Origin of the sequence: Microvirga terrae (assembly GCF_013307435.2) — a bacterium.
Taxonomy (GTDB): domain Bacteria; phylum Pseudomonadota; class Alphaproteobacteria; order Rhizobiales; family Beijerinckiaceae; genus Microvirga; species Microvirga terrae.
Genome location: NZ_CP102845.1, coordinates 1221872 through 1247267 on the forward strand (window position 1 = coordinate 1221872; position 25396 = coordinate 1247267).

At 63.5% G+C, this 25396-nt stretch carries 31 protein-coding genes and 1 tRNA gene; 17 read left to right on the forward strand and 15 right to left on the reverse strand.

The window, feature by feature from the left end:
* The first annotated feature begins 11 nt into the window (after positions 1–11).
* The 3 genes from dapD to HPT29_RS05725 all read left to right on the forward strand — a co-directional run bounded on the left by dapD (position 12) and on the right by HPT29_RS05725 (position 2715).
* Positions 12–854, forward strand: coding sequence for a 2,3,4,5-tetrahydropyridine-2,6-dicarboxylate N-succinyltransferase (gene dapD, locus HPT29_RS05715; RefSeq protein ID WP_173948424.1), 843 nt, complete (start codon positions 12–14; stop codon positions 852–854).
* Positions 855–858: 4 nt separating this feature from the next.
* On the forward strand, positions 859–2016 hold the full coding sequence (gene dapE, locus HPT29_RS05720) for a succinyl-diaminopimelate desuccinylase (RefSeq protein WP_173948423.1): 1158 nt from the start codon (positions 859–861) through the stop codon (positions 2014–2016).
* A 108-nt stretch (positions 2017–2124) separates the two neighbouring features.
* Positions 2125–2715, forward strand: coding sequence for a hypothetical protein (locus tag HPT29_RS05725; protein ID WP_173948422.1), 591 nt, complete (start codon positions 2125–2127; stop codon positions 2713–2715).
* Here the strand turns inward: HPT29_RS05725 and truA are convergent.
* From truA to def, 4 genes are read right to left on the reverse strand one after another with little or no spacing between them, the layout of a single operon-like run.
* Positions 2707–3456: a tRNA pseudouridine(38-40) synthase TruA gene (gene truA, locus HPT29_RS05730; RefSeq protein ID WP_173948421.1), complete on the reverse strand. Its 750-nt coding sequence runs from the start codon at positions 3454–3456 to the stop codon at positions 2707–2709. The genes HPT29_RS05725 and truA overlap by 9 nt on opposite strands.
* 1 nt (position 3457) lies before the next feature.
* Positions 3458–3952: a GNAT family N-acetyltransferase gene (locus tag HPT29_RS05735; protein ID WP_173948420.1), complete on the reverse strand. Its 495-nt coding sequence runs from the start codon at positions 3950–3952 to the stop codon at positions 3458–3460.
* Between the two features lie 8 nt (positions 3953–3960).
* Positions 3961–4893, reverse strand: coding sequence for a methionyl-tRNA formyltransferase (gene fmt / locus HPT29_RS05740; protein ID WP_173948419.1), 933 nt, complete (start codon positions 4891–4893; stop codon positions 3961–3963).
* Complete coding sequence (def, locus tag HPT29_RS05745; protein ID WP_173948418.1) at positions 4890–5408, reverse strand: peptide deformylase; 519 nt, start codon at positions 5406–5408, stop codon at positions 4890–4892. The genes fmt and def overlap by 4 nt, the downstream gene beginning before the upstream one ends.
* 199 nt (positions 5409–5607) lie before the next feature.
* Here def and HPT29_RS05750 point away from each other — a divergent pair, with 199 nt between their 5' ends.
* Together HPT29_RS05750 and HPT29_RS05755 are read left to right on the forward strand one after the other, a co-directional pair.
* Positions 5608–6795: a DNA recombination protein RmuC gene (locus HPT29_RS05750; protein WP_173948417.1), complete on the forward strand. Its 1188-nt coding sequence runs from the start codon at positions 5608–5610 to the stop codon at positions 6793–6795.
* A 109-nt stretch (positions 6796–6904) separates the two neighbouring features.
* Positions 6905–7408 carry a YciE/YciF ferroxidase family protein gene (locus tag HPT29_RS05755; protein ID WP_173948416.1) on the forward strand — a complete coding sequence of 168 codons (504 nt, stop codon included), beginning with the start codon at positions 6905–6907 and terminating at the stop codon, positions 7406–7408.
* Positions 7409–8466: 1058 nt separating this feature from the next.
* Here the strand turns inward: HPT29_RS05755 and HPT29_RS05760 are convergent.
* The 7 genes from HPT29_RS05760 to rpmH form a co-directional block, all read right to left on the reverse strand.
* Complete coding sequence (locus HPT29_RS05760) at positions 8467–9213, reverse strand: pyrimidine 5'-nucleotidase (protein WP_173946320.1); 747 nt, start codon at positions 9211–9213, stop codon at positions 8467–8469.
* 83 nt (positions 9214–9296) lie between these two features.
* Entirely contained in the window at positions 9297–10202 is a 906-nt protein-coding gene (gene argB, locus HPT29_RS05765; protein WP_173946321.1) for an acetylglutamate kinase, read from the reverse strand.
* Positions 10203–10277: 75 nt separating this feature from the next.
* Entirely contained in the window at positions 10278–10646 is a 369-nt protein-coding gene (locus HPT29_RS05770; RefSeq protein ID WP_173946322.1) for a DUF423 domain-containing protein, read from the reverse strand.
* Positions 10643–11308, reverse strand: a complete 666-nt coding sequence (yihA, locus tag HPT29_RS05775) for a ribosome biogenesis GTP-binding protein YihA/YsxC (RefSeq protein WP_173946323.1) — start codon at positions 11306–11308, stop codon at positions 10643–10645. The genes HPT29_RS05770 and yihA overlap by 4 nt, the downstream gene beginning before the upstream one ends.
* 135 nt (positions 11309–11443) lie before the next feature.
* Entirely contained in the window at positions 11444–13303 is a 1860-nt protein-coding gene (gene yidC, locus HPT29_RS05780; protein ID WP_173946324.1) for a membrane protein insertase YidC, read from the reverse strand.
* Positions 13296–13730 carry a ribonuclease P protein component gene (rnpA, locus tag HPT29_RS05785; protein ID WP_173946325.1) on the reverse strand — a complete coding sequence of 145 codons (435 nt, stop codon included), beginning with the start codon at positions 13728–13730 and terminating at the stop codon, positions 13296–13298. Before rnpA ends, yidC begins: the two co-directional genes overlap by 8 nt.
* An 18-nt stretch (positions 13731–13748) precedes the next feature.
* Entirely contained in the window at positions 13749–13883 is a 135-nt protein-coding gene (rpmH, locus tag HPT29_RS05790) for a 50S ribosomal protein L34 (RefSeq protein WP_027314822.1), read from the reverse strand.
* A gap of 267 nt (positions 13884–14150) precedes the next feature.
* Between rpmH and HPT29_RS05795 the strand changes: the two genes are divergently transcribed.
* From HPT29_RS05795 to HPT29_RS05805, 3 genes are all read left to right on the forward strand, one after another.
* On the forward strand, positions 14151–14945 hold the full coding sequence (locus HPT29_RS05795; RefSeq protein WP_259060492.1) for a TVP38/TMEM64 family protein: 795 nt from the start codon (positions 14151–14153) through the stop codon (positions 14943–14945).
* Between the two features lie 157 nt (positions 14946–15102).
* Positions 15103–16539, forward strand: a complete 1437-nt coding sequence (locus HPT29_RS05800) for a sensor histidine kinase (RefSeq protein ID WP_173946327.1) — start codon at positions 15103–15105, stop codon at positions 16537–16539.
* A gap of 105 nt (positions 16540–16644) precedes the next feature.
* Positions 16645–16721, forward strand: a tRNA-Arg gene (locus HPT29_RS05805).
* A gap of 94 nt (positions 16722–16815) precedes the next feature.
* Here the strand turns inward: HPT29_RS05805 and HPT29_RS05810 are convergent.
* On the reverse strand, positions 16816–16983 hold the full coding sequence (locus HPT29_RS05810; protein WP_173946328.1) for a hypothetical protein: 168 nt from the start codon (positions 16981–16983) through the stop codon (positions 16816–16818).
* 147 nt (positions 16984–17130) lie between these two features.
* On the opposite strand from HPT29_RS05810, the gene HPT29_RS05815 reads away from it, so the two are divergent.
* A complete protein-coding gene (locus tag HPT29_RS05815) occupies positions 17131–17397 on the forward strand; it encodes a GlsB/YeaQ/YmgE family stress response membrane protein (RefSeq protein ID WP_173946329.1) in 267 nt (88 codons plus the stop codon).
* A 56-nt stretch (positions 17398–17453) separates the two neighbouring features.
* Here the strand turns inward: HPT29_RS05815 and HPT29_RS05820 are convergent, their stop codons facing one another.
* Positions 17454–17681, reverse strand: a complete 228-nt coding sequence (locus HPT29_RS05820) for a YgaP-like transmembrane domain (protein ID WP_173946366.1) — start codon at positions 17679–17681, stop codon at positions 17454–17456.
* 146 nt (positions 17682–17827) lie between these two features.
* Here HPT29_RS05820 and HPT29_RS05825 point away from each other — a divergent pair, with 146 nt between their 5' ends.
* A complete protein-coding gene (locus tag HPT29_RS05825) occupies positions 17828–18322 on the forward strand; it encodes a YciE/YciF ferroxidase family protein (protein ID WP_173946330.1) in 495 nt (164 codons plus the stop codon).
* A gap of 312 nt (positions 18323–18634) precedes the next feature.
* Here HPT29_RS05825 and HPT29_RS05830 read toward each other — a convergent pair whose 3' ends face one another.
* Positions 18635–19279, reverse strand: a complete 645-nt coding sequence (locus HPT29_RS05830; protein ID WP_173946332.1) for an acyl-homoserine-lactone synthase — start codon at positions 19277–19279, stop codon at positions 18635–18637.
* An 84-nt stretch (positions 19280–19363) separates the two neighbouring features.
* The gene (locus HPT29_RS05835; RefSeq protein WP_173946333.1) at positions 19364–20095 is read right to left on the reverse strand and encodes a LuxR family transcriptional regulator; all 732 of its coding nucleotides are present in this window, start codon (positions 20093–20095) and stop codon (positions 19364–19366) included.
* Between the two features lie 664 nt (positions 20096–20759).
* Here HPT29_RS05835 and HPT29_RS05840 point away from each other — a divergent pair.
* The 7 genes from HPT29_RS05840 (at position 20760) to HPT29_RS05870 (ending at position 25255) form a co-directional block, all read left to right on the forward strand.
* On the forward strand, positions 20760–21287 hold the full coding sequence (locus HPT29_RS05840; protein WP_173946334.1) for a hypothetical protein: 528 nt from the start codon (positions 20760–20762) through the stop codon (positions 21285–21287).
* A gap of 11 nt (positions 21288–21298) precedes the next feature.
* Positions 21299–21691: a phage holin family protein gene (locus tag HPT29_RS05845; protein WP_173946335.1), complete on the forward strand. Its 393-nt coding sequence runs from the start codon at positions 21299–21301 to the stop codon at positions 21689–21691.
* Positions 21691–22107: a DUF3618 domain-containing protein gene (locus HPT29_RS05850; protein WP_173946336.1), complete on the forward strand. Its 417-nt coding sequence runs from the start codon at positions 21691–21693 to the stop codon at positions 22105–22107. The genes HPT29_RS05845 and HPT29_RS05850 overlap by 1 nt, the downstream gene beginning before the upstream one ends.
* A gap of 21 nt (positions 22108–22128) precedes the next feature.
* Complete coding sequence (locus HPT29_RS05855) at positions 22129–22836, forward strand: hypothetical protein (protein WP_173946337.1); 708 nt, start codon at positions 22129–22131, stop codon at positions 22834–22836.
* 441 nt (positions 22837–23277) lie between these two features.
* On the forward strand, positions 23278–23631 hold the full coding sequence (locus tag HPT29_RS05860) for a response regulator (protein WP_173946338.1): 354 nt from the start codon (positions 23278–23280) through the stop codon (positions 23629–23631).
* Positions 23632–23681: 50 nt separating this feature from the next.
* A complete protein-coding gene (locus tag HPT29_RS05865) occupies positions 23682–24722 on the forward strand; it encodes an apurinic/apyrimidinic endonuclease family protein (protein ID WP_259060493.1) in 1041 nt (346 codons plus the stop codon).
* 80 nt (positions 24723–24802) lie between these two features.
* Positions 24803–25255 (forward strand): response regulator, encoded by a 453-nt coding sequence (locus tag HPT29_RS05870; protein WP_173946340.1) that lies wholly within the window; start codon positions 24803–24805, stop codon positions 25253–25255.
* Positions 25256–25396: the final 141 nt, after the last annotated feature.

Sequence of the window (25396 nt, forward strand, 5' to 3'; positions counted from 1 at the left end):
CCGAGTTGCCCATGTCCGCCGCTGATCTTGCCCGTACCATCGACGCCGCCTGGGAGGACCGGGCCAATGTGAGCCCGTCCACCACGGGCGCCGTGCGCGAGGCCGTCGAGGAATCGATGAACCTGCTCGATTCCGGCAAGGCGCGCGTCGCCGAGAAGACCGGCGGCGAGTGGCAGGTGCATCAATGGCTGAAGAAGGCGGTGCTTTTGTCCTTCCGCCTCAACGACATGGGCATCATCAAGGGCGGTCCCGGCAACGCGGTCTGGTGGGACAAGGTGCCGTCCAAGTTCGACGGCTGGTCCGAGGCCGACTTCAAGGCCGCCGGCTTCCGGGCCGTCCCGAACTGCACCGTGCGCCGCGGCGCCTATGTCGCGCCCGGCGTGGTGCTGATGCCGTCCTTCGTCAATCTCGGCGCCTATGTGGACGAGGGCACCATGGTCGACACCTGGGCGACGGTCGGCTCCTGCGCGCAGATCGGCAGGAACGTGCATCTCTCCGGCGGCGTCGGCATCGGCGGCGTGCTGGAGCCGCTGCAGGCCAACCCGACCATCATCGAGGACAACTGCTTCATCGGGGCCCGCTCCGAGGTGGTGGAAGGCGTGGTCGTGGGCGAGGGTTCGGTGCTCTCCATGGGGGTGTTCATCTCGGCCTCGACCAAGATCATCGACCGCAATACCGGCGAGGTGTTCGTCGGCCGCGTGCCGCCCTATTCGGTGGTCGTCCCCGGCTCGTTGCCCGGCAAGCCGCTCCCGGACGGCACCCCCGGCCCGTCCCTCTACTGCGCGGTGATCGTGAAGCGCGTCGACGCGCAGACCCGGGCGAAGACCGGCATCAACGAGCTGTTGCGGGACTGATCCGATGGAACACTCGCCCCTGTCCCTGGCCCAATCGCTCCTGCGCTGCCCCTCCGTGACGCCGGAGGAGGGCGGGGCGCTCGCCTTCATCGAGGGCGTGCTCAAGGAGGCGGGCTTCGAGGTTCATCGCCCGGTCTTCTCCGAGCCCGGGACGCCGGATGTGGAGAACCTCTACGCCCGCTACGGCAAAGGCGAGCCCTACCTGCTCTTCACCGGCCACACCGACGTGGTTCCGCCGGGGGACGTGGGTCGGTGGCAGTATGATCCGTTCGGCGGCGAGATCCACGGCGGCGAGCTCTACGGGCGCGGCGCCGTGGACATGAAGGGCGGCATCGCCTGCATGATGGCAGCGGCGCTCGACTTCATCCGCAGCAACCCGGACTTCAAGGGCTCCATCGGCTTCCTGATCACGGGGGACGAGGAGGGGCCGGCGGTCAACGGCACGGTGAAGCTCCTCGAATGGGCGAAGGGGCGCGGCGAGCGGTTCGATCACTGCATCCTGGGAGAGCCGACCAATCCGAACCAGCTCGGCGACATGATCAAGATCGGTCGGCGCGGATCGCTCACCGGCAGGATCGCCGTCGAGGGCAAGCAGGGGCACGTGGCCTATCCGCACCTGGCGGACAATCCCATTCCCGGGATGATGCGCCTGCTCGAAGGGCTTTTGAAGGAACCGCTCGACCGGGGCACGGACCATTTCGACGCGTCGAACCTGGAGGTGACCACTGTCGACGTGGGCAACCCGGCGGCCAACGTGATCCCGGCCGAGGCGCGGGCCACCTTCAACGTCCGCTTCAACGATCTCTGGACGCCGCACAGCCTGGAGGCTGAGATCGAGCGCCGCCTGCGCGAGGCCGCCGGCAACACTGTGCGCTACACCCTGACGGTCGAGCCGACCAACGCGGTGGCCTTCCTCACCCCGCCGAACGACTTCGTGGGCTTCGTCGCCGACGCCATCAAGGCTGCGACCGGCTCGCAGCCGAAACTCTCCACGACCGGCGGCACCTCGGACGCTCGCTTCATCGTGAAGCATTGCCCGGTCGTCGAGTTCGGCCTCGTCGGGCAGACCATGCACCAGATCGACGAGCGCGTGGCCGTGGCCGATTTGGATCGTCTCGCAACGATTTACCGCAAGGTGCTGGATTCCTATTTCGCGGCATGAGCCGGATAGAAACCTTGACTATTTAGACTAAAGTCGGAGAATTGCCGGAACGTTTTGTGAGCTCCGTCCATTTCCGAGGGCAATCGTCTTCGAAAAATGAGGCCCCACATGATCGTCACGGCTGATGAGGTCAACCGCTCGTTCCGGGGAACGCTCGATCTGCTCAACAGCAGGTCGGAAGGGCTGAAGTCCTTCGATATGAGCGAGCGGGGCTTCTGGCGCTCCTTCATGGCGATCTGGCTGACGCTGCCGGCCTATGTGGTGTCCCTGGCCTTCGAGCGCCTCCGCCTCGGGCTCCTTCAGCCGGACCGGTCCCTTCTCGACAGTCTCTGGATCGATCTCGTGGTCGCCCTGGGCCATGTGGCGGGCTTCATCGCCCTGCCGGCCGCCATGATCTGGATCGCCCGCTGGTTCCGGCTCGAGAAGTCCTATGTGCCCTTCGTGATCGTCACCAACTGGATCTCGGTCATCGGCATGCTGGTGCTCTCTGTCCCGGCCATGCTCATGCTGCTCGGCTGGGCGCCTCCCGGGCTGGCCAGCCTGTTCGCCCTCGCGTTTGCGATCATCATCGTGAGGCTGCAATGGTTCGCCACCAAGGCCACGCTGGGGCTCGCGAGCATTCCCGCCCTCGGCATCGTGGTGCTCGGCATCGTGCTCAACGGCTTCGTCGGATCGGCGATGCGGACGCTCCTAGGGTAGGTCCGGATAATCGACGCCGATCAGATAGAGGCCCGTCGACGGCGCCATGGGCCCGCAGCGTTTCCGGTCCCTTGCGTCGAGAGCCGCGCGGACGTCCGCCACGGACCAGCGCCCGGCGCCGGCGCGCTCCAGGGTGCCCGTCATCGAGCGCACCTGATGATGCAGGAACGAGCGCGCCGAGGCATAGATGCGGATCTCGTCGCCGATCCGCTCCACGTCCAGCCGGTCGAGGGTCCGGACCGGACTGTTCGCCTGGCACTCGGCGGCTCTGAACGTGGTGAAGTCATGCCGTCCGATCAGCTCTTGCGCGGCCTCGTGCATGAGGTCGGCATCGAGCGTCCAGGCCACGTGCCAGACCCGGGTCGCATCCAGCGTCGGCGGAGCCCGGCGGTTGAGGATGCGGTAGACGTAGTGGCGCTTCACGGCGGACAGGCGGGCGTTGAAGGTCTCGGGCACGATCCGGGCCGACAGGATCGCAACCGGCGCAGGCTTCAGGTGGGCATTGGTGGCATCCCGCACCGTGTCCGGGCGCCACTCCTTGTCGAGATCGACATGCACGACCTGATGAGTGGCGTGAACGCCTGAATCGGTCCGTCCGGCACAATGAACGCGGACGGGCGCGCCCGTAAAGCGCGCGATCGCGTCCTCCACCGCCTGCTGCACGGAGAGGCCGTTCGTCTGATGCTGCCAACCGGTGAAGGGCGTGCCATCGTATTCGACGACAAGCTTGTAGCGAGGCATGTTATTTCAGCTCTGCGAAGGCCCGGGCATAGGATGCCGGGCCATGGGCGCCTGTCCCCCGGGGGGACAGGGCGAGGGCCTGAAGATAGGGGCCGTCATAAGGGGTTTGCAGCTTTTCCGCCAGATTCGGATCGAACCCGAAGCGGCCGTAATAGTGCGGCTCGCCCAGCACCAGGACCAGATCGTAGCCGCGATCGGTGAGCCGCTTCAGCCCGTCCCGGACGAGGGCCGCGCCGATGCCCTGCTTCTGGAAGGATGGAGCCACGGCCAGCGGGGCGAGGACCGCCGCTCTGATCGACCCTGTCTCGTGCAGGACCAGCCGGGAATAGGCGATGTGGCCCACTGGCTCGTCGCCATAGGCGATCAGCGACAGGATCAGGTCGCCATCCTGGTGCATGTGCCGGACGAGATCAGCCTCCGCCGATTGCCCGAACGCCGCGGAATAGATGGCGTAGACAGAAGACCAATCGGCGCTTTCCTCCAGACGGATCCCCATGCCGGACCTCATGCAAATCGGGCGCCCGGACCGAGCCTCACTCCGCGCAGGAACTCTTCGAAAGCCACCGGCCCCTTGCCGGCGCGCTGGACCTGGATCAGGCGGACCGCTCCATCGCCACAGGATATCGTACCATCATGGTCGATCAGTGTCGCGGGTGCCCCCGAGCCCTGTCCGAGAGCCGCCCGCAGAACCTTCACGCGCTCCCGGCCCTTGCCGAAATCGGCCGTGAAATAGGCCCCCGGAAAGGGCGAGAGCCCGCGGACGTGATCGTGAACCGCCTGCGCCGGCTGCGTCCAGTCGATCAGCGCGTCCTCATTCCTGAGCTTGTGGGCATAGGTCACGCCCTCCTCGGGCTGAGGCGTGAAGCCCAGACCGCCGCGGGAGAGGGCCGCGAGGGCCCGCACCATCAGGTCGGCGCCGAGAACCATGAGCCGGTCGTGCAGCTCGCCCGCGTTCATGTCGGGTGCGATCGTCACCCGCTCGACCATGGCGACCGGGCCCGTGTCGAGACCCTCTTCCATCCTCATGACGGCGACGCCGGTCTCCCGGTCGCCGGCCATGATCGCTCGCTGAATCGGCGCCGCGCCGCGCCAGCGGGGGAGAAGGGAGGCGTGAAGGTTGAGGCAGCCCAGTTCCGGCGCTTCCAGGACGGCTTTCGGCAGCAGCATGCCGTAGGCCACCACCACGGCCACGTCGGCATTGTGGCTGCGGAAGATGTCGGCCGCCTCCTCCGAGCGCAGGGTCTTCGGCGTCAGCACCGGGAAGCCGAACCGGTCCGCCATCGCGTGGACGGGCGAGGGCTTCAGCTCCATCCCACGGCCGGCGGCTGCGGGCGGTCGGGTATAGACAGCAACCACGTCGTGGCCCTGGCCGACGATTTCGGACAAGGTGGGCACGGCGAAATCGGGCGTGCCCATGAAGACGACGCGCAGGGTCATACTCCGGCCTCGCGCTTGGCGGCCTTCTTGAACTTGGTCATGACCCGGTCGCGTTTGAGCTTCGACAGGTAGTCGATGAACAGGACCCCGTTCAGATGGTCGATCTCGTGCTGCACGCACGTCGCCAGGAGCCCGTCCGCATCCTGCTCGATCGTCTCGCCCTGGAGGTTCATGTAGCGGAACCGCACCCGGTCCGGCCGCTCGACCTCCTCGTAGTATTCGGGAATCGACAGGCAGCCTTCCTCGTAAGTCCGCTTTTCCTCCGAGGCCCAGACGATCTCGGGATTGAGGAGCACCAGCGGCTGGCGCTCGTCCTCGGATTTCGACACGTCCATGGTCACCATGCGCACCGGCACGCCGATCTGGATGGCGGCAAGGCCGACGCCTGGCGCGTCGTACATGGTCTCCAGCATGTCGTCCGCCAGATGACGGATCTCGCTCGTGATTTCCTTAACGGGCTCGGAAACCAGGCGGAGCTTGGAATCGGGGATGATGACGAGGGGTCTGATGCTCATGATCGCGGGAGATAAGCGGTTGGACGAGGATGGTCAAATCGTTCGTCTTTAGCATCGGACCCAAAAGTGGACACCGCTTCTGGGACCAATCCGATGCTTATCATTCATGAGTGCATCGTTTTCGCGGAAACGTGGATTCCGCTTTTCCGCACGAGGCACTTATGTTCGGATGCATCCGTCAACCGGAACAGTAAGCTCCATGAACGACGTCGTCCTGATCCTCGGCCAGACATCCCTGACTCTGGGGCAGATCGTCATGGGGATTGCGGGTGTGAGCCTCCTTCTCCTCCTGCTCGTGACGGCGCTTCTGCTGAGCACGCGGCGGGAGCGGGCGCTCGAGGCCGCCATCGCGGCGGAGCGGGCGCGGGAGATGGACGACAAGGTGGCCGAACTCACCCGCACCCAGTCGGAGATGACCGGTCGGATGCGCACCATGGCGGAGGTCTTCGGAACCCGACAGAGCGATTTCGTCCGCATGATCTCGGAACGGATCGACGGATTGCAGCACCGGGTCGGGCAGGGTCTGGAGGCCTCCACCCGCCACCAGACGGAGAATCTCTCCAAGCTGAACGAGCGGCTCGCCGTGATCGATGCGGCGCAGCAGAACCTGACCAGCCTCACGGGCGAGATCGTCGGGCTCAAGGATATCCTGTCCAACAAGCAGACCCGGGGCGCCTATGGGCAAGGGCGGATGGAGGCGATCGTCCGGGACGGGCTGCCGGCCAGTGCTTTCGCGTTTCAGGCCACCCTGTCGAACCGCACGAGACCCGATTGCCTCGTGCGCCTGCCGGGCGACGAGCGCGGCCTCGTGATCGATGCCAAGTTCCCCCTGGAGGGCTTCACCCTCTTCCGGGAGGCCAAGGGCGACGAGGCCCGCAGCCGCGCCGCCGCCAGGGTCCGCAACGACATGCTCGTGCACGTGAAGGACATCGCGGAGAAATACCTGATCCCCGGCGAGACGCAGGACATCGCCATGCTGTTCGTGCCCGCGGAATCGATCTATGCCGACCTGGCCGAGCATTTCGACGATGTTGTCCAGAAGGCTCACCGGGCTCGTATCGTCATCGTGTCGCCTTCGCTTCTGACGCTCGCCATCCAGGTGATGCAGGCGCTGGTCCGCGATGCCCGCATCCGTGAGGAGGCGCGGGTGATCCAGGTCGAGGTGCAGAAGCTTCTCGAGGACGTGGTACGCCTCGATTCCCGGGTCGCGAAGCTCGACGCGCATTTCCGACAGGCGCAGGACGACGTCACCCAGATCCGGGTCTCGACCGACAAGATCGCGAAACGTGGTCAGAAGATCGAGACTCTCGAGTTCGAGGAAGGGGAAGCCGAGTCCCGGGCCGAGTGGCTGCGCCTCCAGGGCCGGAATCTGCGGGCAGTCGAATAGGCCGGGAACCGGCTTTCTCCCGCGACGTTCTCCCCAGGCTGAACGATGCGCCAAGCGGATGATGGCGCTCGCATGTTGGCATATCTCAGAACTCGGGAAGGATTGCGCTATGGGCCTTTTGTCGAAGGACATCAAGTCGTTGGATGATCTCTTCATCCACACTCTGCAGGATATCTACTATGCCGAGCAGCAGATCACGAAGGCGCTGCCGGAGATGATCGAAAAGGCGAGCGACCCGCAGCTGAAGCAGGCGTTCCAGACCCATCTCGGCGAGACCCAGCAACAGATCCAGATGGTCGAGCAGGTGTTCCGCATGCACGGCCACGATCCCAAGGGCGTGACCTGCCCGGCCATCGACGGCATCATCGACGAAGCCCAGGAAATCGCTGGCGACATCGACGATCCGCAGGTTCTCGACGCAGCACTTCTGGCGGCCGCTCAGGCTGTCGAACACTATGAGATCACCCGCTACGGCACACTCGTCGCATGGGCCAAGCAGCTGGGCCGCGAGGATTGCGCCGGCGTCCTGCACCAGATCCTGGATCAGGAAAAATCCACCGACCAGAAGCTCAACCGGATCGCCGAGAGCAAGATCAACACGAAGGCTGCGTAAGCCCCTCGTCCGTTGAACGGAAATGGCCTCCGCAAGGGGGCCATTTTCGTTTGGGGGCCCATGGAAGTGACCGTGGCGACGCCTGCCATGCCGGGGCTGTGACGCGCTCGCTGTCGCTCGGGACGAGTCCTGAGGGGAGATCGAGCTGTCCGGTGCCGCAATCTCTCACGCCATGGTCGACAGCCTCCCGCCCTTCGCTCATCCTGGCCACCTTCCGTCCATCCTGATACCCTCCCCGTCATGGCCGGGCTTGTCCCGGCCATCTCAGGGTCTTTCCATCACCCTCGGGGTCATGGCCGGGCTTGTCCCGGCTGTCCCGATCATGTGAAGCGCGGCGCTCTTCCGATCGGGATCACCGGCCCAGGGCCGGTGATGACGGGCCGAGGGTCGGAGTGGTGGACAGGTGTGGGTGAGATCATGTTCTAACTTTGTTCTTGACAGATCGATCAAGCTAAGCTATATCGTTGGATAGATCGGTTCCTTCGAGGGGCGCGCTCGCGAGGCGTCGCAAGTGTGGGAGCCGGCACGGTCCTGCGACAGGCTTCGCACCCCTGGGCGCGCAGGAGGCCGACCTTGGGCTCCGTCCAGCTGGTCCGCCTGAAAAGAACCGTGCGCGACGAGCAGCTTGGCTCTCGCTTATCACCTCAGACATCGAGCCGGGCTGCCACTCGCGCCACCCTCGATCATCCTGCAGGCTCGCAGCGCAAGCTGCGGGCCCACAGGTGCTGGCTCTTTGACAGTCCACAGATCACGAACCCGCACCGCAGCGCGACGCTCCTCCGTCATCCGACCCTGCCACGTCATGGCCGGCCCTGTGCCGGCCATCCCGATCCGGAAGAGCGCCGCACCTCAAACAAGCGGGATCACCGGCACAAGGCCGGTGATGACGGGGAGAGGATCAAGGCGGGCCCATCCCGATCCGGTGAGGCGCAGCGCCCTACAGGAGCGGGATCACCGGCACAGGGCCGGTGATGACGGAGGGGGTGTCAGCACCCGCCATTCCGATCCGGACAGGCACCGCGCCTCGCAGCATCATGATCGGGACGTGGAATGCCGGCCTATCGAGCCCGGCTCTCTTTCGCCGGCAGCGCGTAGGCGCGCAGGAAGTCCGCGAGATCGTTGGTGATGTAGTCGATGTCCGGCGTCTGGACGGCCTCCTGCTCGAAACTTTCCCGGAACGGATCGAACGTCTTGGGAACGATGAGCGTCGTCGTCATGCCGAGCTCGTGGGGCACGGTCAGGTTCTTGGCGATGTCCTCGAACATGGCGGATCGGGAGGGTTCGACCCCATGCTTCTCGAGGAAGATCTCGTAGGCGCGCCGGTCCGGCTTGGGCACGAAATTCGAGGCCGCGATGTCGAACACGTCCTCGAAATGGTCGAGGATGCCGATCTTCCTCGCCACGTTCTCCGCATGCTTGCGCGAGCCGTTGGTCAGGATGAGCTTGCGGCCCGGCAGCCTCTCGATGGCTTCGCCCAGGCTGTGGTTCAGCTCGATATCCGTGTGGTCGATGTCGTGGGCGAAGTCGAGAAAGTCGTGCGGATCGATGTCGTACTCGTCGATGAGCGCCCGCAGGGTCGTGCCGTACTTGTGATAGAAGTACTTCTGCAGAGCCTGGGCGGACAGCCCGTCGAGCCCGAAGAGCTCGGTGATGTAGAGCGTGATGCGCTGGTCGATCTGCGGCCAGACCCGGGAGGTGTGCGGGTAGAGCGTGTTGTCCAGGTCGAAGACCCAGGTCTCCACATGCGAGAAAAGCCGGGAGCCGGCGGATGACAGATGGTTTTCGGCAGACGGTTTCGCGTTCATGGATCCCAAAGACGACAATGGGGCCGTGCGGCCCCACTGACGGAAATATAGGGGTTTTCGGTCGATCCGTGAAGGGCGACGCTTTAGCCCCTCCGGATCAGGGTGCCGGCACCATGATCGGTGAACAGCTCCAGGAGCACCGCGTGGGGCACCTTGCCGTCGAGGATGACGACCGCCTCGACGCCCTTTTCCAGGGCATAGATGCAGGTCTCGATCTTCGGGATCATGCCGTCCGTGATCGTGCCGTCGGCGATCAGGCGGCGGCAATCCTCGATCGTCATCTCCGGGATCAGGTTCTTGTTCTTGTCCAGGACGCCCGGGACATCCGTCAGGAGCAGGAGGCGCTTGGCCGTCAGGGCGCCGGCGATGGCCCCGGCGAAAGTGTCGGCATTGACGTTGTAGGTCTGGCCGTCGTGGCCGGTCGCCACCGGGGCCAGGACGGGAATCAGCTCGGCCTGGAGCACCTGGTCCAGCACCGCCCGGTTCACGTGTTCCGGCTCGCCGACGAAGCCGAGATCCACCACCTTCTCGATGTTGGAATCAGGGTCGACGGTCGTCCGGGTCACCTTGCGGGCCGTGACCATGTTGCCGTCCTTGCCCGACAGCCCGACCGCCTTGCCGCCCTCGGCCCCGATCCAGCCGACGATCTGCTTGTTGATGGAGCCGGCAAGAACCATCTCGACCACCTCGACCGTGGCCGCATCCGTAACGCGAAGCCCGCCCTTGAACTCGGACTTGATGCCGAGCTTTTCGAGCATTCGGCCGATCTGCGGCCCGCCGCCATGGACCACGATGGGCTTGATGCCCGACTGCTCGAGCAGAACCACGTCCTCGGCGAAGTCCTCGGCGGCTGCCCGGTCGCCCATGGCGTGGCCGCCATACTTGATCACGACGACCTGCTGGTCGTAGCGCTGCATGTGCGGCAGGGCCTGCACGAGCACTTCGGCCTGCACATGAACGTCGGGGAGGGGCGTAGACGGATCGGACATGAACGGCTCCGGCGCGGGATCAGGATCAAACGGCCTGCCTTCTAGCCGAAGGATGGGCCGGTGCAAACAGCGACTTCAGGCTCGCAGGCGCAGAAGCGCCGAGATCCCCACCAGCACCCACCCCAGCATGAGGAGAATTCCTCCCGTCGGGGCGGCCCTGGGAAAGAGCGCCGCGCCCGAGAAGGCCCGGCGGGCAAGGTCGCCGCAGAAGAGGACAAGGCCGAGAATCAGCACGTAGCCGGCGATCTGGGCCAACAGGGGGTTCACGACCCCGGCTGCGATCAGTGCCACGAGGGCGAGCAGGGCGGGGGCGTGGAACAGCAGGAACTGGGCCGCCGTGGCGAGATTGCCACCCGTGATGTGCGCGGCGGCCGCCGACAGGCCCACGCCGAGGAGGCCCGACAGGGAGGCCAGGACGAGGAGAAGGTGGGCAGCGAGGCTCATCCCGCGCCCCGTTCGCTCAGGAGCTGGGCGACTTTGGCGCGCAGTTCCGGAATGCCGAAGCCGGTGCGGCTCGAGGTCGGCAGGATCTCCGGATAGGCGGCGGCGCGCTTCTCGATCTTCTGCAGGGTCTCGGCCATGCGCTTGTCGAGCTCGCCCTTCTTCAGCTCGTCGGCCTTGGTCAGGACGATCTGGTAGGAGACCGCGGCGGTGCCGAGGGTCTGCAGCACCGTCTCGTCCACCGGCTTAATGCCGTGGCGGGCGTCGATCAGCACATAGACGCGGGCAAGGCTCGCCCGGCCGCGCAGGTAGTCGTGGATCAGCTGCGTCCAGGCCGCGACCTTCTCCTTGTCGACGGCGGCATAGCCGTAGCCGGGCATGTCGACGAGATGGAAGCGGTCGTTGATGTTGAAGAAGTTGAGCTGCTGGGTGCGGCCCGGCGTATGCGACGTGCGGGCGAGCGTGTTGCGCCCGGTCAGGGCGTTGACAAGACTCGACTTGCCGACGTTCGAGCGCCCCGCGAAGGCGATCTCCACCTTGCTCATGGGCGGCAGGTTCTTCAGGGAATTGGCCGCCCAGATGAAGTCCGCCTCGCCGGCAAAGAGCTTGCGGCCGATCTCGAGGAAGGGGTCGACGTCCGGGTTCGGGGGGCTTGTCTCGGTCATGGGGTCCTTATCGGCGCTCGGACGGCATTCTTCAAGGCATCCGGTTGAATTCCTGTCGGGGCGTTGGATCGCAACGCCCCATACGAAAATCCCCGGGACGATGCCCGGGGATGATCCTGGTCGATCCGTGGCCGGTCAGCCCTTGGCCGGGCTGGCCTTGCGGCTGAAGGTCTTGCGCAGGTTGTCGAAGAGCTCGATCTTCACGCCGTTGCGCTTCATGATGAAGCCCTGCTGGGTCACCGAGAGCAGGTTGTTCCAGGCCCAGTAGATCACGAGGCCGGCCGGGAACGAGCCGAGCATGAAGGTGAAGATCACAGGCATCCAGGCGAAGACCTGCTTCTGAACCGGGTCCGGCGGCTCCGGATTCATCTTCATCTGCAGCCACATGGTGATGCCCATGATGATCGGCCAAACGCCGAGCATCAGGAAGTGGCCGACCACCGGCACCGCACCCGGGTTGTAGGGCAGGAGGCCGAACAGGTTGAAGATCGTGGTCGGATCCGGTGCTGCGAGGTCGCGGATCCAACCGAAGAACGGTGCATGGCGCATTTCGATGGTGACGAAGAGCACCTTGTAGAGCGCGAAGAACACCGGGATCTGGATCAGCACCGGCCAGCAGCCGGCGACCGGGTTGATCTTCTCCTTACGGTAGAGCTCCATCAGCGCCTGCTGCTGCTTCATCTTGTCGTCGGCATAGCGCTCGCGGATCGAGGCCATCTCCGGCTGCACCGCCTTCATCTTCGCCATCGAGGCGTAGGACTTGTTGGCGAGCGGGAAGAACAGGATCTTCAGGAGCACCGTGACGAGCAGGATCGCGATGCCGAAATTGCCGAACAGGTGGAAGAAGAAGTCGAGCACCTTAAAGAGCGGCTTGGTGATGAAGTAGAACCAGCCCCAATCGATCAGGAGATCGAAGTTCTTGATGCTGTACCGCTCGTGATAGGCATCGACGGTCGCGACCTCCTTGGCGCCCGCGAACAGGCGCTGGGTCACTTCCGTGGTCGCGCCGGGCTGGAGCGTCTGGGACGCGCCGGCGATCGTGGCCTGGTAGGTGCGGTCCGCCGTCTGGCCCTGCTGAGAGGTGAAGGAGCCCTGGAAAGGCTGCGTCTGGTCGGGAATGACGGCGGCGGCCCAATACTTGTCGGTGATGCCGAGGAAGCCGCCGGTGACCGAGTTCCAGATCTGGCCGACCGTATTGCCGCCCGAGATCGGCTCCTTCTTGTCCAGGTTCGCGTAGGTGAGCTCCTGCAGGCCCTCGTCGCCGAGAACGCCGATCATGCCCTCGTGCAGCACGTAATAGCCGAGGGTGATCGGACGGCCGTGGCGGGACACGAGGCTGTAGGATTGCAGGGTCACGGGTGCGGTGCCGCGGTTCTCGACCGCATCCTTCATCGTGAACATGAACTTGTCGTCGACCGAGATCGTCCGCCGGAAGACCAAGCCCTGCTCATTTTGCCAGGTCAGGGTGACCGGGCTGCCCGGCGTCAGCGAGGTCTTGTCGGCCGTCCACACCGTATTCTGGTTCGGCAGGCTGCCAGCCTGTGCGCCGATCCAGCCGAATTCCGCGTAATAGGGATTCTGGACGCCGGTGGGCGACAGGAGCACGATGATCGGGCTCTTGGGGTCGACCGTCTCGCGGTAGTTCTTCAACGCCACATCGTCGATACGTCCGCCGCGCAGGTTGATCGAGCCGGCGATGGAGGGGGTGTCGATGGCGACGCGCGGCGAGGCGGCGAGGGCGGCCTCGCGGGTCAGGACGGAGGGAGCCGACGGGGTGCTTGGAACCGTTCCCGGCACGGTGGGCGAGGCTCCTCCGGCCTGGCTCGGGCTCGCGGGCGGATTGGGCGCATTGGGATTGACCTGCGTGGACTGCGCCTGCTGGGCGGCCTGCCGCTGCCGCTCCGCCTGTGGAGCCGCAAAGAAGTACTGCCAGCCCAGCAAGATCGCCAGCGACAGGGCGATGGCGACGATGAGGTTTCTATTGTCTTCACGCATGGGAATGTCCGCGACGCTCGCCGTTGGGGGGAGGTGAGGAAGATTTGGGACGCTCTACGGGAGCCGCGCTTCTCGGCTTGGTGACCGTCCGCAGGGCGCGCCGAAGATCGTCGATGAGCACGTCGAAATCGGCGGAGAGGATGTCGCGCCGTCCGATGACGACGACGTCCGCATCGATATTCGCGTAATCCCGGCCCGCCGTGGGAATGGCGGCCCGGAGCCGGCGCTTGATCCGGTTGCGCTCGGTGGCGTGACCAACCCGCTTCGTGACCGTGAGGCCGAACCGCAGGCCGAGGCCGGAGCCTTCGCGCAATCGAGCCTGGACCGACATCCGCTCGGTATGAAAGCGGCGGCCAGAGGCCGCCGCGACGAAGTCAGGTCTTTTCGTCAGACGCCCGAGGCTTAGCTCTGCGCGAGGCTCGCGCATCGGGCGATCCTAGGCTGCTTACGCCGACAGGCGCTTGCGGCCATGGGCGCGGCGAGCGGCAATGACCTTGCGGCCACCCTTGGTCGCCATGCGCGCACGGAAGCCGTGGCGGCGCTTGCGAACCAGCTTGCTCGGTTGATACGTCCTCTTCACGGCACATCTCCGGTCGAATGGGGCAGCGGTGCTCGATGGCTCGCGCCCGTCTGGTAATGATGGGGTTGCCCCCGAAACTGTCTCGAAAAAACGATCAGCGCCCCAGAAGAGCGCTGTCAGCTTGCGGGCTTATGACGGAATGGAGGGGCAAAGTCAACGCCGCTCTGGTCTTTATGCGGCAATCGGCCCGGTGGTATGGCCGCCCCGGCAGACCGGTAGGCCCGATCCGGCGAAGCCCTACATAAGGCATGGAATTCAGGAGGGGCCGTGCCCGACACGCAGCCAAAACTTGATAGCCTAAGAGAGCCGAGCCGTCTCCGGCGCATTTTGCCTCTCGTGTTGCTCACCCTGGCCATCGGCAGCATCTTCGCCACAGGTCTGCATCGCTCTCTGAGCTTCGAAGCATTCATCCGCTACCAATCCTGGCTTCAGGGACTCGTGGCAGCCCATCGATGGGTGATGCTGGGGCTTTTCGGCCTGATCTACGTCGTGGCCGTGACCCTGTCGCTGCCGGTCTCGGCCTTTCTGACCACCATCGGCGGTTATCTCTTCGGATGGCCGACCGGCGGAGCGGCCGCCTCCGTCGCGGCTACCCTAGGGGCGAGCAGCCTCTTCCTGATCGCCCGCACCTCCCTGGGGCGTCCGCTCCTGCAGCGGGCCGGTCCCCGGATCCAAAGCCTCGCGGCGGGCTTTCGCAGGCAGGCCTTCCTCTATCTGCTGTCCTTGCGCCTGATCCCGGTCGTGCCGTTCTGGCTGACCAATCTCGCGGCCGCCTTCTTCGGCATGCGGGTGAGGTCGTTCGTGCTGGCCACCCAGTTGGGCATGCTGCCGGTCTCCTTCGCCTTTGCCGTTGCCGGGTCGGGCCTCGATGAGGTGATGTCCAGGCATGAGAAGATCCGAGCCGATTGCCTTGCCGCGGGCAGAAGTGAATGCAGCATCGATTTCAGCCCCGGAAGTCTGTTGACGCCCGAATTGATGACCGCTCTAGCTATCTTGGGAATATTGGCGCTGGTTCCGGTTGCGCTGCGACATTGGCGCGGGCGCGTTCCCGGCAAGGGATGACAGCCGAGGGGTGGGAGAGGGGACGGACTTGATTCAGCCCTGACTCCATTTATCCCAACCGATGTTGGACCCGGCGGTGGAGTTTCTCGAGCCGTCAGCCCAAAATCCGTGACCATGGCGACAGGATCCCTGGTGCGCCGCCTGGAATGAAACCGGAATGAGCCGCGAGCAGACCACTTTGGCAGGACGCTTTTTGAGCCAGTTCGGGCTCTCCGCACGCCTGCTCCTGCTGACGGTCCTCTTCGTGATGATCGCCGAGGTGCTCATCTATGTGCCCTCGGTGGCCAATTTCCGGCTGACCTGGCTCAACGACCGCCTTGCGGCGGCCCAGATCGCCGCCATGGTGCTCGATGCCGCGCCCGAGGAGAGCCTGTCCGAAGAGTTGGAACTGCGCCTCCTTCACGGGGTCGGGGCCAAGGCCATCGCCCTGAAGGGGGGAGGGCGCAGGAGCCTGCTGGCCACCGGTGACGTGCCGCCGGAGGTGAGCAAGACGGTGGATCTGCGCGACGCCAAGTGGATGACGCTGGTCCAGGACGCGTTCGATGCCCTGTTCAACCCTGCCGACAAGCCGATTCGGGTCATCGGGGCCGGCATGGGAGTGGAATTCGTCGAGATGATCCTCGATCAGGCGCCCCTTCGCCGTGCCATGATCGAATTCTCGCGCAACATTCTGTTCCTGTCCCTCTTCATCTCCATCATCACGGCGAGCCTCGTCTATCTGACCCTGCAATGGGTCATCGTACGGCCCGTCCGGCGGCTGACCGGGAATATCGCGGATTTCTCCAGCAACCCGGAGGATGCCTCGCGGGTCATCCGGCCGACCGACCGGGTCGACGAGATCGGCCTCGCCGAGCAGGCCTTGGCCCGGATGGAGACGACCCTGGCCGACGAACTGCGCCAGAAGCGGCGTCTGGCGCAACTGGGGCTGGCCGTGAGCAAGATCAACCATGAGCTGCGCAACATGCTCACGACGGCTCAGCTCCTGACGGATCGTCTCGACCGGGTGAGCGACGAGAGCGTGCAGCGCATCGCCCCCCGGCTCGTCAGCACCCTCGACCGTGCCATCGCCTTCTGCGAGACCACTCTGGCCTATGGCCGGGCGACGGAGCCGCTGCCGCAGCGGCGGATGATTCCCCTGGCGCCCCTGATCGACGAGCTGTCGAACCTGACGGACCTGGCTCCCGAGGTGGGGATCGTCTTCGAAGCGCGGGTTCCCGGAGATCTCATGGTGGACGCGGATCCGGATCAGCTCTCCCGGGTCCTGGTGAACGTGGTCCGCAACGCGGTCCAGGCCCTGAGCCAGACCGGCTCGCCGGAGGGACAGCCCCGGGTCGACGTAAGCGCCTCACGGGAGGGCGGCACGGTGTGCATCCTGATCAAGGACAACGGTCCCGGCATCCCCGAGAGGGCAAAGGCCAACCTGTTTACGCCCTTCCAGGGCTCCACCCAAAAGGGAGGAACGGGCCTGGGCCTGCCGATCGCGGCGGAACTCGTTCAGCTTCACGGCGGGACGATCACCCTCGACGAGGGCTATGGCAAAACCTGCTTCAAGATCATGATCCCGGACCGCCTATCGTCCGCGGGGACAAACTGAGGCTTTCCGCACATCTTCTGCACGAAGAGGCTTGCCAACCGGATCAGATCCCTCTATGTCACCGGCCTCGGCCAACGTTGCTTCCCGCAACGACCTGCCGATCAAGCGCCCGTAGCTCAGCTGGATAGAGCACCAGACTACGAATCTGGGGGTCAGAGGTTCGAATCCTTTCGGGCGCGCCATTTTCCTTCCGACATCGATGCATCCAAGTCGAAGGTTCGAGGCTGCGGCCTCGCACGCCGCAGCCTCACATCGCCGAATGGATGTCCCTGGATCCTATACTTCGGCCGCTGGAGTGACCCCGAGGTCATTGAGCTTGGCACGGATCTCGGTGACCGGTCGCTTCAGCTTCAGGCTGATCACCGATACCGGGATGCCCTCTCGGGCAAGGGACAGAAGCGCTTGAACGGATTCGTAGTTCCAGTTTTCTCCGACAGGGCTCATGGCAGGCATCTCCATGCGAATGAAGCGCAAGCGTCTGCCGCAAGTGAGGCGAGATCATGAAAAAGAATGCTTGGGAAATCTGTCCGCCGCAACCTTAGCCGAAGCTGTGCGTTCCTTGTGGAGGCAACGCAGACTAAGGACCGCATCATGAGCATTATCTGGACCATCATCATCGGCTTCGTGGCTGGTGTGATCGCAAAGTGGATCATGCCTGGCCGCAACGAGCCGTCGGGCTTCATTTTGACGACCATCCTCGGCATCGTGGGTGCAGTCGTGGCGACCTATCTTGGCCAGGCTCTGGGCTGGTACCGGGCCGACGAGGGGGCAGGGTTCATCGGGGCGATCGTCGGAGCGATTATCGTCCTCTTCATCTACGGCCTGATCGCCGGACGTCGTTCCACGTCGTCGTACTGATTTCTTCCGATCTCAACGCCAAGGGCCACAGCAGCGCTGCTGTGGCCCTTCTCGCATCAGCTGTCGTGAGCGATGCGGCCGCTTCCGCCCGTGCCTGTGAGGGCCGCTTTGACGGGGCAGTTGCCCACATATCCGCGCCAGGCGAGGTAAGAGCCGCCTGCGAGCGCGAGGATGTTCAAGAGGGGATTGGGGCGCGGTTTTGCGGCCGCCGCCGCGAGGCCGAGGCCGGCCAGCATATAGGCCCCGCGCTCGACCGTGCTGAGGTTGGGCTCTCCATCCATCATGTTCGTCACATCGGTTCTCCTTGTTCAGACCTTGGCCGAACGCGACGCGAAGCCGTGTTGTTCCTCTCGAAACATGAAGCTGAAAACCGCAGGAACCCCAAAGCTTGACCTTCGTTGAGTCCACGCTCAACCGAGGAGTTGTTACAATGGCAGCCAAGGAAAAGACCCTGAACGACCTGTTCCTTCATACGCTGAAGGACATCTACTATGCCGAAAAGCAGATTCTGAAGGCTCTGCCGAGAATGGCCAAGAATGCCGAGTCGGAGGAGTTGCGCCAGGCTTTCGAGACCCACCGCGACGAGACCGAAGGCCAGATCGAGCGCCTGGAGAAGGTCTTCGAGATGATCGGCAAGCCAGCCCGCGGCGTGCAATGCGAGGCCATCAACGGGATCATCGAGGAAGGCAAGGAAGTCATGGAAGACTTCGCGGACAGCGAGGCCCTCGATGCCGGCATCCTGGCGGCCGCGCAGGCCGTCGAGCATTACGAGATCACCCGCTACGGCTCCCTGAAGACCTGGGCGCAGGAACTGGGCATGGGCGATGCCGCAAAGCTTCTTGATCAGAACCTTCAGGAAGAGAAGAAGACCGACAAGCTGTTGACCGACCTCGCGGAAGCCCGCGTGAATATGAAAGCGGCCTGAGGAAATCGCATCGAGTGCACAGCCCCGTGCTTGTGGAGAGCACGGGGCCTCTTCGCATTCGGCTCAGAAGACAGGCTTCAATGCCGATGAGCAGGGTCCGGCGTAATTTTCGTGTCCAAGGTCAGGCGCATGGATCCCGATGGCGTGATCTCGAGCGAGGCTCTCATCGTGTCGGGATATTCCACCAGATGCATGAAGGCGAGGAGCCTCAACCGGACGATGGGAGGAAATTGGCCAAGGAAATGCGCCAAGTTCTGAGACGCGCGGTCGATTATCTCCTCCTGTATGAAGGAGGAGAGGGGAGGGTTCTCGTCAGGCAGCGACATGCGGCACCCGCTCATCGTAGGAGGCGACACCAGACATTCGCGAGAGGAAGGAGCCGTGGAGGCCGGCCAATCGGCTGACATGCTCCAGGCTCGCCTCGGATATCTGGATGGCCGCTGCAATGCAGGGCTGGCCCTCAATCGTCGTCGGCAGACCGAGCGGGCGGGCCCGGAATCCGGCCTGATGCCAGCGGGGCAGCCACCACATCTCGACGATGGCCGTGACTTCCGTAACGTCCTCCTCAAGACAAAATTGCTGGAAGGCTGCCAGGAGGCGGCAATCCGTGCGACCGGTCCGCCGTTCCTTGACGATGAAGTAGCGCGTACATTCAAGGATCGACGGCCCCCTCAGGACGCTCCGGTTTCTAAGGAGATGGGGAAAGGTCTCGCTGATCATGTGCGGCAGGAGTGTGGGGTAGAGTCTCAGGCCGCCGATAACCCGTCCCTTGTCCAGGGCGACCAGATAGGTCGCATGATCGTTGTCGTAGGAATCCATCTCCCGCCCGTCGGGACGTCTCAGGGTCTGCCAACCTCTCTCCTCGACGAAAACTTGATGCCGAAGCTGGAAATACTCGTCGAGAATCTCGGAATAGCCTGCCTTGTTGTCGCGCGTAATTACCTGAATAGTGGTCATGCCCCATGCCCTCCGAAGGATCGGGGAGCAGTCTCCACAGCCCGCGGCACTTGAGTATTGTAGGAAACTACAGGTGCTTTTACGTCAAAGGTCGATCAGGCGGTGCTGAAGCGCCCGAGCGACCGCGTGAGTCTTGTTGGCAGCGCTCAGCTTCTGGCAGGCGCTGCAGATATGGGCCGTGATGGTCCTCTCCGTCACGCCCAGGATTTCGCCCGTGTCGGCGGCTGACTTGCCCAAGGCCGCCCAGCGCAGGGTCTCTCTCTCCCGGGCGGTCAGCGGGTTGGGTTGGGGAGCGGGTGCCAAGACCAGTCGCGCCCGTTCGAATGCGTATATGGCCATCAGATGGAGCGCCGGCTTGGTCTGCGGTGTCAGGTCGAGCTGTGGGCCGCTCATGGAAAGGCAAGCTTCGAAGCCGTTAAGCCCATGGATTGGCAGGCAATAGCCCTGCTTCATGCCGAATTCCGCGGCCCCGTGCATCACCTCCAGCCCCTTCGGGTTTGTGTCCGGATCGTAAGGGGCGTCCGCCCACTCGAAGGGTTGGACGGTTCGCCGGCAAAGGCGGATGACGGGATCGTGGCGGTCGTACCCGTTCCGAGTGTAGCGGCGAAACCAATCCATCGGCCACTTTTTCAGCAGAACCAGTGTTTCGATCCGTTGCTCCGGATGCGGTAGCCCGGTCATGATGAAGTTCTCGAAGCCGAAGCGGGCGAAGGATCGCTCCATCGCATTGATGATTTCATCAGGAGTAGCCAAGTGATCCAATTTTTCAATAAAATCAAAGGCTTCTATCGAATGATCAGGGCTTCGGCCGCTCACGGAGACCTCGTGGTTATCTCAACCTACAGGTTAATATAATAACTATACTACCAAAAGTTTTGGAAGTGGCATACAATCGCCCAGGTATCGCATGGCGCACCGTGGGTAGAGCCGGTTCCCCATCCCGAAAGGTGTGCCTGGCGCAACGGCAGGAGCGATTGTTGCAGAAGAAGTCCTCCGAATCAGGTCGATAGGCGCATCGGCAGTTGCGTCAGAGACCGGCGCGTCATGCTCGGACTAAGCCAGGAGAAGCTCGCGGATGCCCCTAAGCTCAGGTTTCAGCAGGTGCAGAAATGCAAGAAGGGGGTTAATCGGATCGATGCAAGCCGTCTGCTCCACATCGCCGGCATTCTCGACGTCGACATCGAGTTCTTCTTCGCGGGCGTTCCCGGGTTGCAGGCAGCGGGTTTACGAACGACAGCCTCATGGCCGAGTTTCTGAGGACCTCTGACAGCGACCGGCTCGTACGCGGCTTCTTGAAACTGAAGGACAACGAAGCCCGCCTGAAAGTCGCGGATCTTCGTTTGGCTTGCATAGGCGAGCCAGGTCTCTCGCCTGGAACCTGGCAAACCACGAATTTCCCTCTAAAGCATTGAGCTTCGGGGACGTTCGGAACCTGCCGCGCTTCTAATGGTTACTCACTCACGATTGAGAGAGGTTGACCATGGGCGTGGGACAGCAAAACACCAACAGGCAGCAGGACAACGGCAACGAGGATTGGGATGCGCTGAAGGGTGATGTCGGCGATATCGCAGGCGTTGCAGTGGAGCGCAGCCGTTACTTCATCGATTCCGCCAGGGAGCAGGCGACGGATTATGTCGACCGCCGCAAGGATGATGTCGCGCAATCCGTTGCAGACTTTGCCACTTCGTTGCGGGAATCCACCCATTCGTTCGATGAGCGGCCCAACATCCGTGCCGTGGTCGATACGGCAGCCGAAGGACTGGAGCAGCTTGCGGAATCCATCCGAGAGCGCACCTTCGCGGACTTCTTCAACGAGTTCGAGGATGTGGTCCGGCGTCGTCCGGCGACCGTCGCGGCTGTATCCGTGGCCGTCGGCTTCCTCGCGGCGCGCTTCATCAAGAGCACGGCCGAGGATCTTCGCTACGATGGTATGAATGCCGGCCGGGGACAGGGTGGGCAGGCTCGTGCGCGCCAGGCCCAGCACGCGCGTTCCAGAGCCGGCGCCTGATGGAGGCTGCCATGCACAGCAACGGCAACCAAACCATTCAAGGTCTCGTCGGTGAGGCGCTCCGGGAATCGACCGATCTTGCCCAGAAGGAATTCACCCTCTTCAAGACCGAAGTTTCCCAGAATATCCGCACTCTGTTCCTAGGCCTCGCCATGGTGGTGGTCGCGGCAGTCTTCGCCATCGCGGCCCTCATGCTGCTGACCGAGTCGCTGGTCGAGTGGCTCGCCACTGTGGTCAATTCGGAGGCGCTTGCCGCGCTGATCGTTGGCGGCGTGCTGGCATTGATCGCCATCGGTCTCGGGCTCTGGGGACGCAGCGCCATGACCTCGTCTACGCTCATGCCGCAGCGGACGATGCGCTCGCTCAAGCGTGATGCGGAAGTCCTGTCCGAAAGAGGTGCATGATGACGACACAGAGTCTGCAGGAGATGGAGCGGGATATCGAGCGCAGCCGCGCTCAGCTCGACCAGACCATCGATCGTCTACAGGACAAGATGTCCGTCTCCGGTGTCGTCGACGACATGCTCGGTACGGCCCGGAACGGCCAGTACGGACCCCTCTACGAACAGGTTCTTGACACCGTCAGACGCAATCCGGTGCCGGTCATGCTGATCGCCATGGGTATCGGGCTTCTCGCCTACAGGCTCGGACGGTCCGCGGCGCCGCGGCGAACCCGCTTGATCGCGGCGGACGAGGATCTGATCACCGAGGAGCATCTCCTGATGGAGATGGAGGATCCTCGCCTCTATGGGGCTGAGGTCGCGCCCTTGCATTCGTCCGATCCGATGTTCGAGCGTCCCGGCGTCAATTCCCGCTTTTGATGAATAGAACAGGAGTTTCCTATGGCTAATACCAAGAATGAAGCCGGCAAGCCGACGGACAAGCCGAGCGGAGCCCCGTCCGGGACGACGGGCAATGTCTCTGCCGGAACGTCGGTGGGCAATATCGGCGAGGCGCCGATGCCTCATGCTCATGAGCAGAAGTCCACTCAAGCATCGGGTTCCGCGGGCGGAAGTCAGGGCGCAGGCCAGCAGAGGAACCAGTCGTCTCAGCAGAATGCGCAGGGGCAGAGCGACTCCATGGCCGGCAAGGCCCAGCAGGCGGCCGATCAGGTGCGCCAGAAGGCGGAAGATGCCTATGAGGGAGCTTCCGACTGGGCCCGCGACACCTACGATCGGGCGTCCGGATGGGCATCCAGCACCTATGAGGGCCAGCGCCGCCGCGTGAACCAGATGGGTGGCCGCTCGGCCCGCGCTTTCGGCAACGCCCGCGGTGGCGTTCAGAACTATGTGTCGGAAAATCCGATGGTCGTCGGCCTCGTCGGGCTTGCCGCGGGTCTTCTCCTGGGCGCTCTGCTGCCGCGCACCCGCCGTGAGAACGAGATGTTCGGCGAGTGGGCGGACGAGGTGCGCAATCAGGGCCTTCGCTACGCCCGTGATGCTGCCAATCGCGGCCGTGAATATGTCGAAGAGACGTTCAACGGCGACGACGCACGCTTCAGCCGGCATGAAAGCGAGTTCAACGGACAGCGGGACGCCAACCAACACTGACGCTTGAGCCGCATGACACGATCGGAAGCGCCGGCGAAAGCCGGCGTTTCTATTGGCTCATTGTCCGTTCTCAACGGGTCGAGTCATGCGTCGAAGAGACAGGAAATACGACAACGGCCACGGCGAAACGATGCGCGTACATCCGGCGTCATCGTCTCGGCATCGTGACCGTTTCTGGCAGGCGATGATGCCACCAGGGTGATCGCGAGATGGGAAGGACGATCCATGATTTCAAGGGTTTCACGATGAATGGCTCCTGGCCGATGAATCGAGCCTGACCCCTTTCTTAACCTTGTTTCTTCGAAAGACCCTTGTTGGAGAGACATGAGGGAACGAGGAGCTTCCCAACTTGTTGGCTCTGCACAAGGATAAACTTTCCTATCCCCGATGAGTGTGGTGCGAGAAACGATCCGCTTGCGGATCGGAGGGTGGAGTTGGGGCATGCGTATTCTGATCCTGGAAGATGATCCGTGGATTGCGACGGATCTCCAATCCATTCTCGAAACCGAAGGGCATGAAGTCGTCGACTCGCTCGGTTCCCTCGACGAAGCATACCGACATCTCGATGACGAGTTCGATTGTGCCTTGCTCGACATCGACGTTATCGGCGGGAAGAGTTTCGGCGTGGCCGAAGCACTTATCGAGCGACGCATTCCGTTCGTTTTCGTATCTGCTTCGAGACCCTGCGATCTGCCCCAAGCACTTCGACAGGTGACCTTCGTCGCAAAGCCGTTCGAAGAGCGAGCGCTTCTCCAATCCGTCGAGCACCTCACCGTCAATCGTCTGCCCTGCTGATGACGCCGCAGTCGGGAACCTGGCACGACCCGATGACGTCATCCCTGGTCATGAAAGATTCCCGTTTCGGCTTCTGCTGCAAGTACATTCCCGAGGATGGCGACGCCCAGTCCGGGCGGGCGATGAACACGAGCACGGTGACCATGGCCTATCTCGGCCGGCTCGATCCGAGGGCGGCCTTCGATAAGCTCAGTGCGGTCGTGTCTCACAACCTGGAGGCGTTCCGGCTGCAGATCGCCCATGTGGCGACCCGGCCGACAATCGAGCGTCTGCACCGCCTGTCGAGCGATCTTCTTCCGGGCTACACTCATCCAGGCTGCCGGGAATTCTACCGCGACCCGGATCTGCGCCGCTTGATCGAAACGAAACTCGAGGCCACGGGGCGGTTCGCCCGCGACAGCGACGTGCGGCTCAGCATGCATCCTGGCCAGTTCTGCGTCATCGCTTCTGCCAATCCTGCGGCGGCGGCGAACGGTCTGGCGGAGTTCGAGTACCATGCCGAGATCATGGCGCTCATGGGCTACGGAGACGGCTGGCATCCGCACGGCGCCCACATCAACATCCATGGCGGTGCGAAGGCGCTGGGAGCCGAGGGCATCCGGAGCGGGCTTGCCCATCTGTCGAACACGGCCCGCAATCTCATCACGATCGAGAACGATGAGGTCAGTTTCGGCCTCGACGACCTCCTGCCGCTCACGGATGACGTGCCGCTCGTCCTCGACCTGCATCATCACTGGATCATGAGCCAGGGCGAGTACATCGAGCCAGGCGACCCCCGGATCGCACGCATCATCGCGTCCTGGCGCGGTGTGCGTCCCGTAAGCCATGTCAGCGTGTCCCGGGAAGACCTGCTGCCCGATCAGGACATCGGGTCACTGCCGGATTTTCAGGCCCTCATCGCGGCAGGGATCAAGCCGAGGGATCTGCGCGCCCACTCGGATCTCATGTGGAACGAGGCCATCAATGATCTGGTGATGCGCCATTTGGAGTGGTCCGACTTTGAAATCGAAGCGAAACTGAAGAACATCGCCTCAGAAGGCTTGGCTCAACACATGGCGGAGCGTCACGCATGGGGCGATGTTACGGCATAACAACGTGCGGGCATTCATGGACTTGGAACCAAACCGTTTTGGCGGCGTTGTCGGACATTGTGCAACGAGTCAAGAAGTCGATGTCCGCCGAGCCTTCCACCGTTCTCCTCGTTGAAGACGAGCCTCTCATCCGCCTCTTCATATCAGACCTTCTCGAAGATGCCGGTTTCAAGGTGGTCGAAGCTGCCAACGCAACTGAGGCCTTGGTGCTTCTCGAGGCGAGCCTTCCCGTCAACGTCCTCCTGACGGACGTGGATATGCCCATGGGTTGCAACGGGTTCGAACTGGCTCACAGGGTCCATCATTCGTGGCCGGAGACCGAGATCCTCATCATGTCGGGACGGCAATGGCCCTCCCAGGGCGACCTGCCGCCCGGAGCGGCGTTTCTGGCCAAGCCGTGCCCCAATGAAGCCATCGTGTCCCATGTGATTTCCGCGGCGGAGCGGACAAGGCGCTTCAGCCATGTTGCCAAAAGTCCACGGCCCCCCGCCGAACAGGCGACCAAGATCCTCCCGTTTCCGAAAACCGCCTAAATTCCTGAACTCTGGCTTGCTGATGACGTTGAGCGGACATAAGCTCTGCCGGAATTGACCTTCTGTCAGGGGGCCGGGCTCCGGTATGCCTTTCCGCGACGTCCGACCGAAGGCCGGTCAATGAGCTCTTCGGGCCTGAGT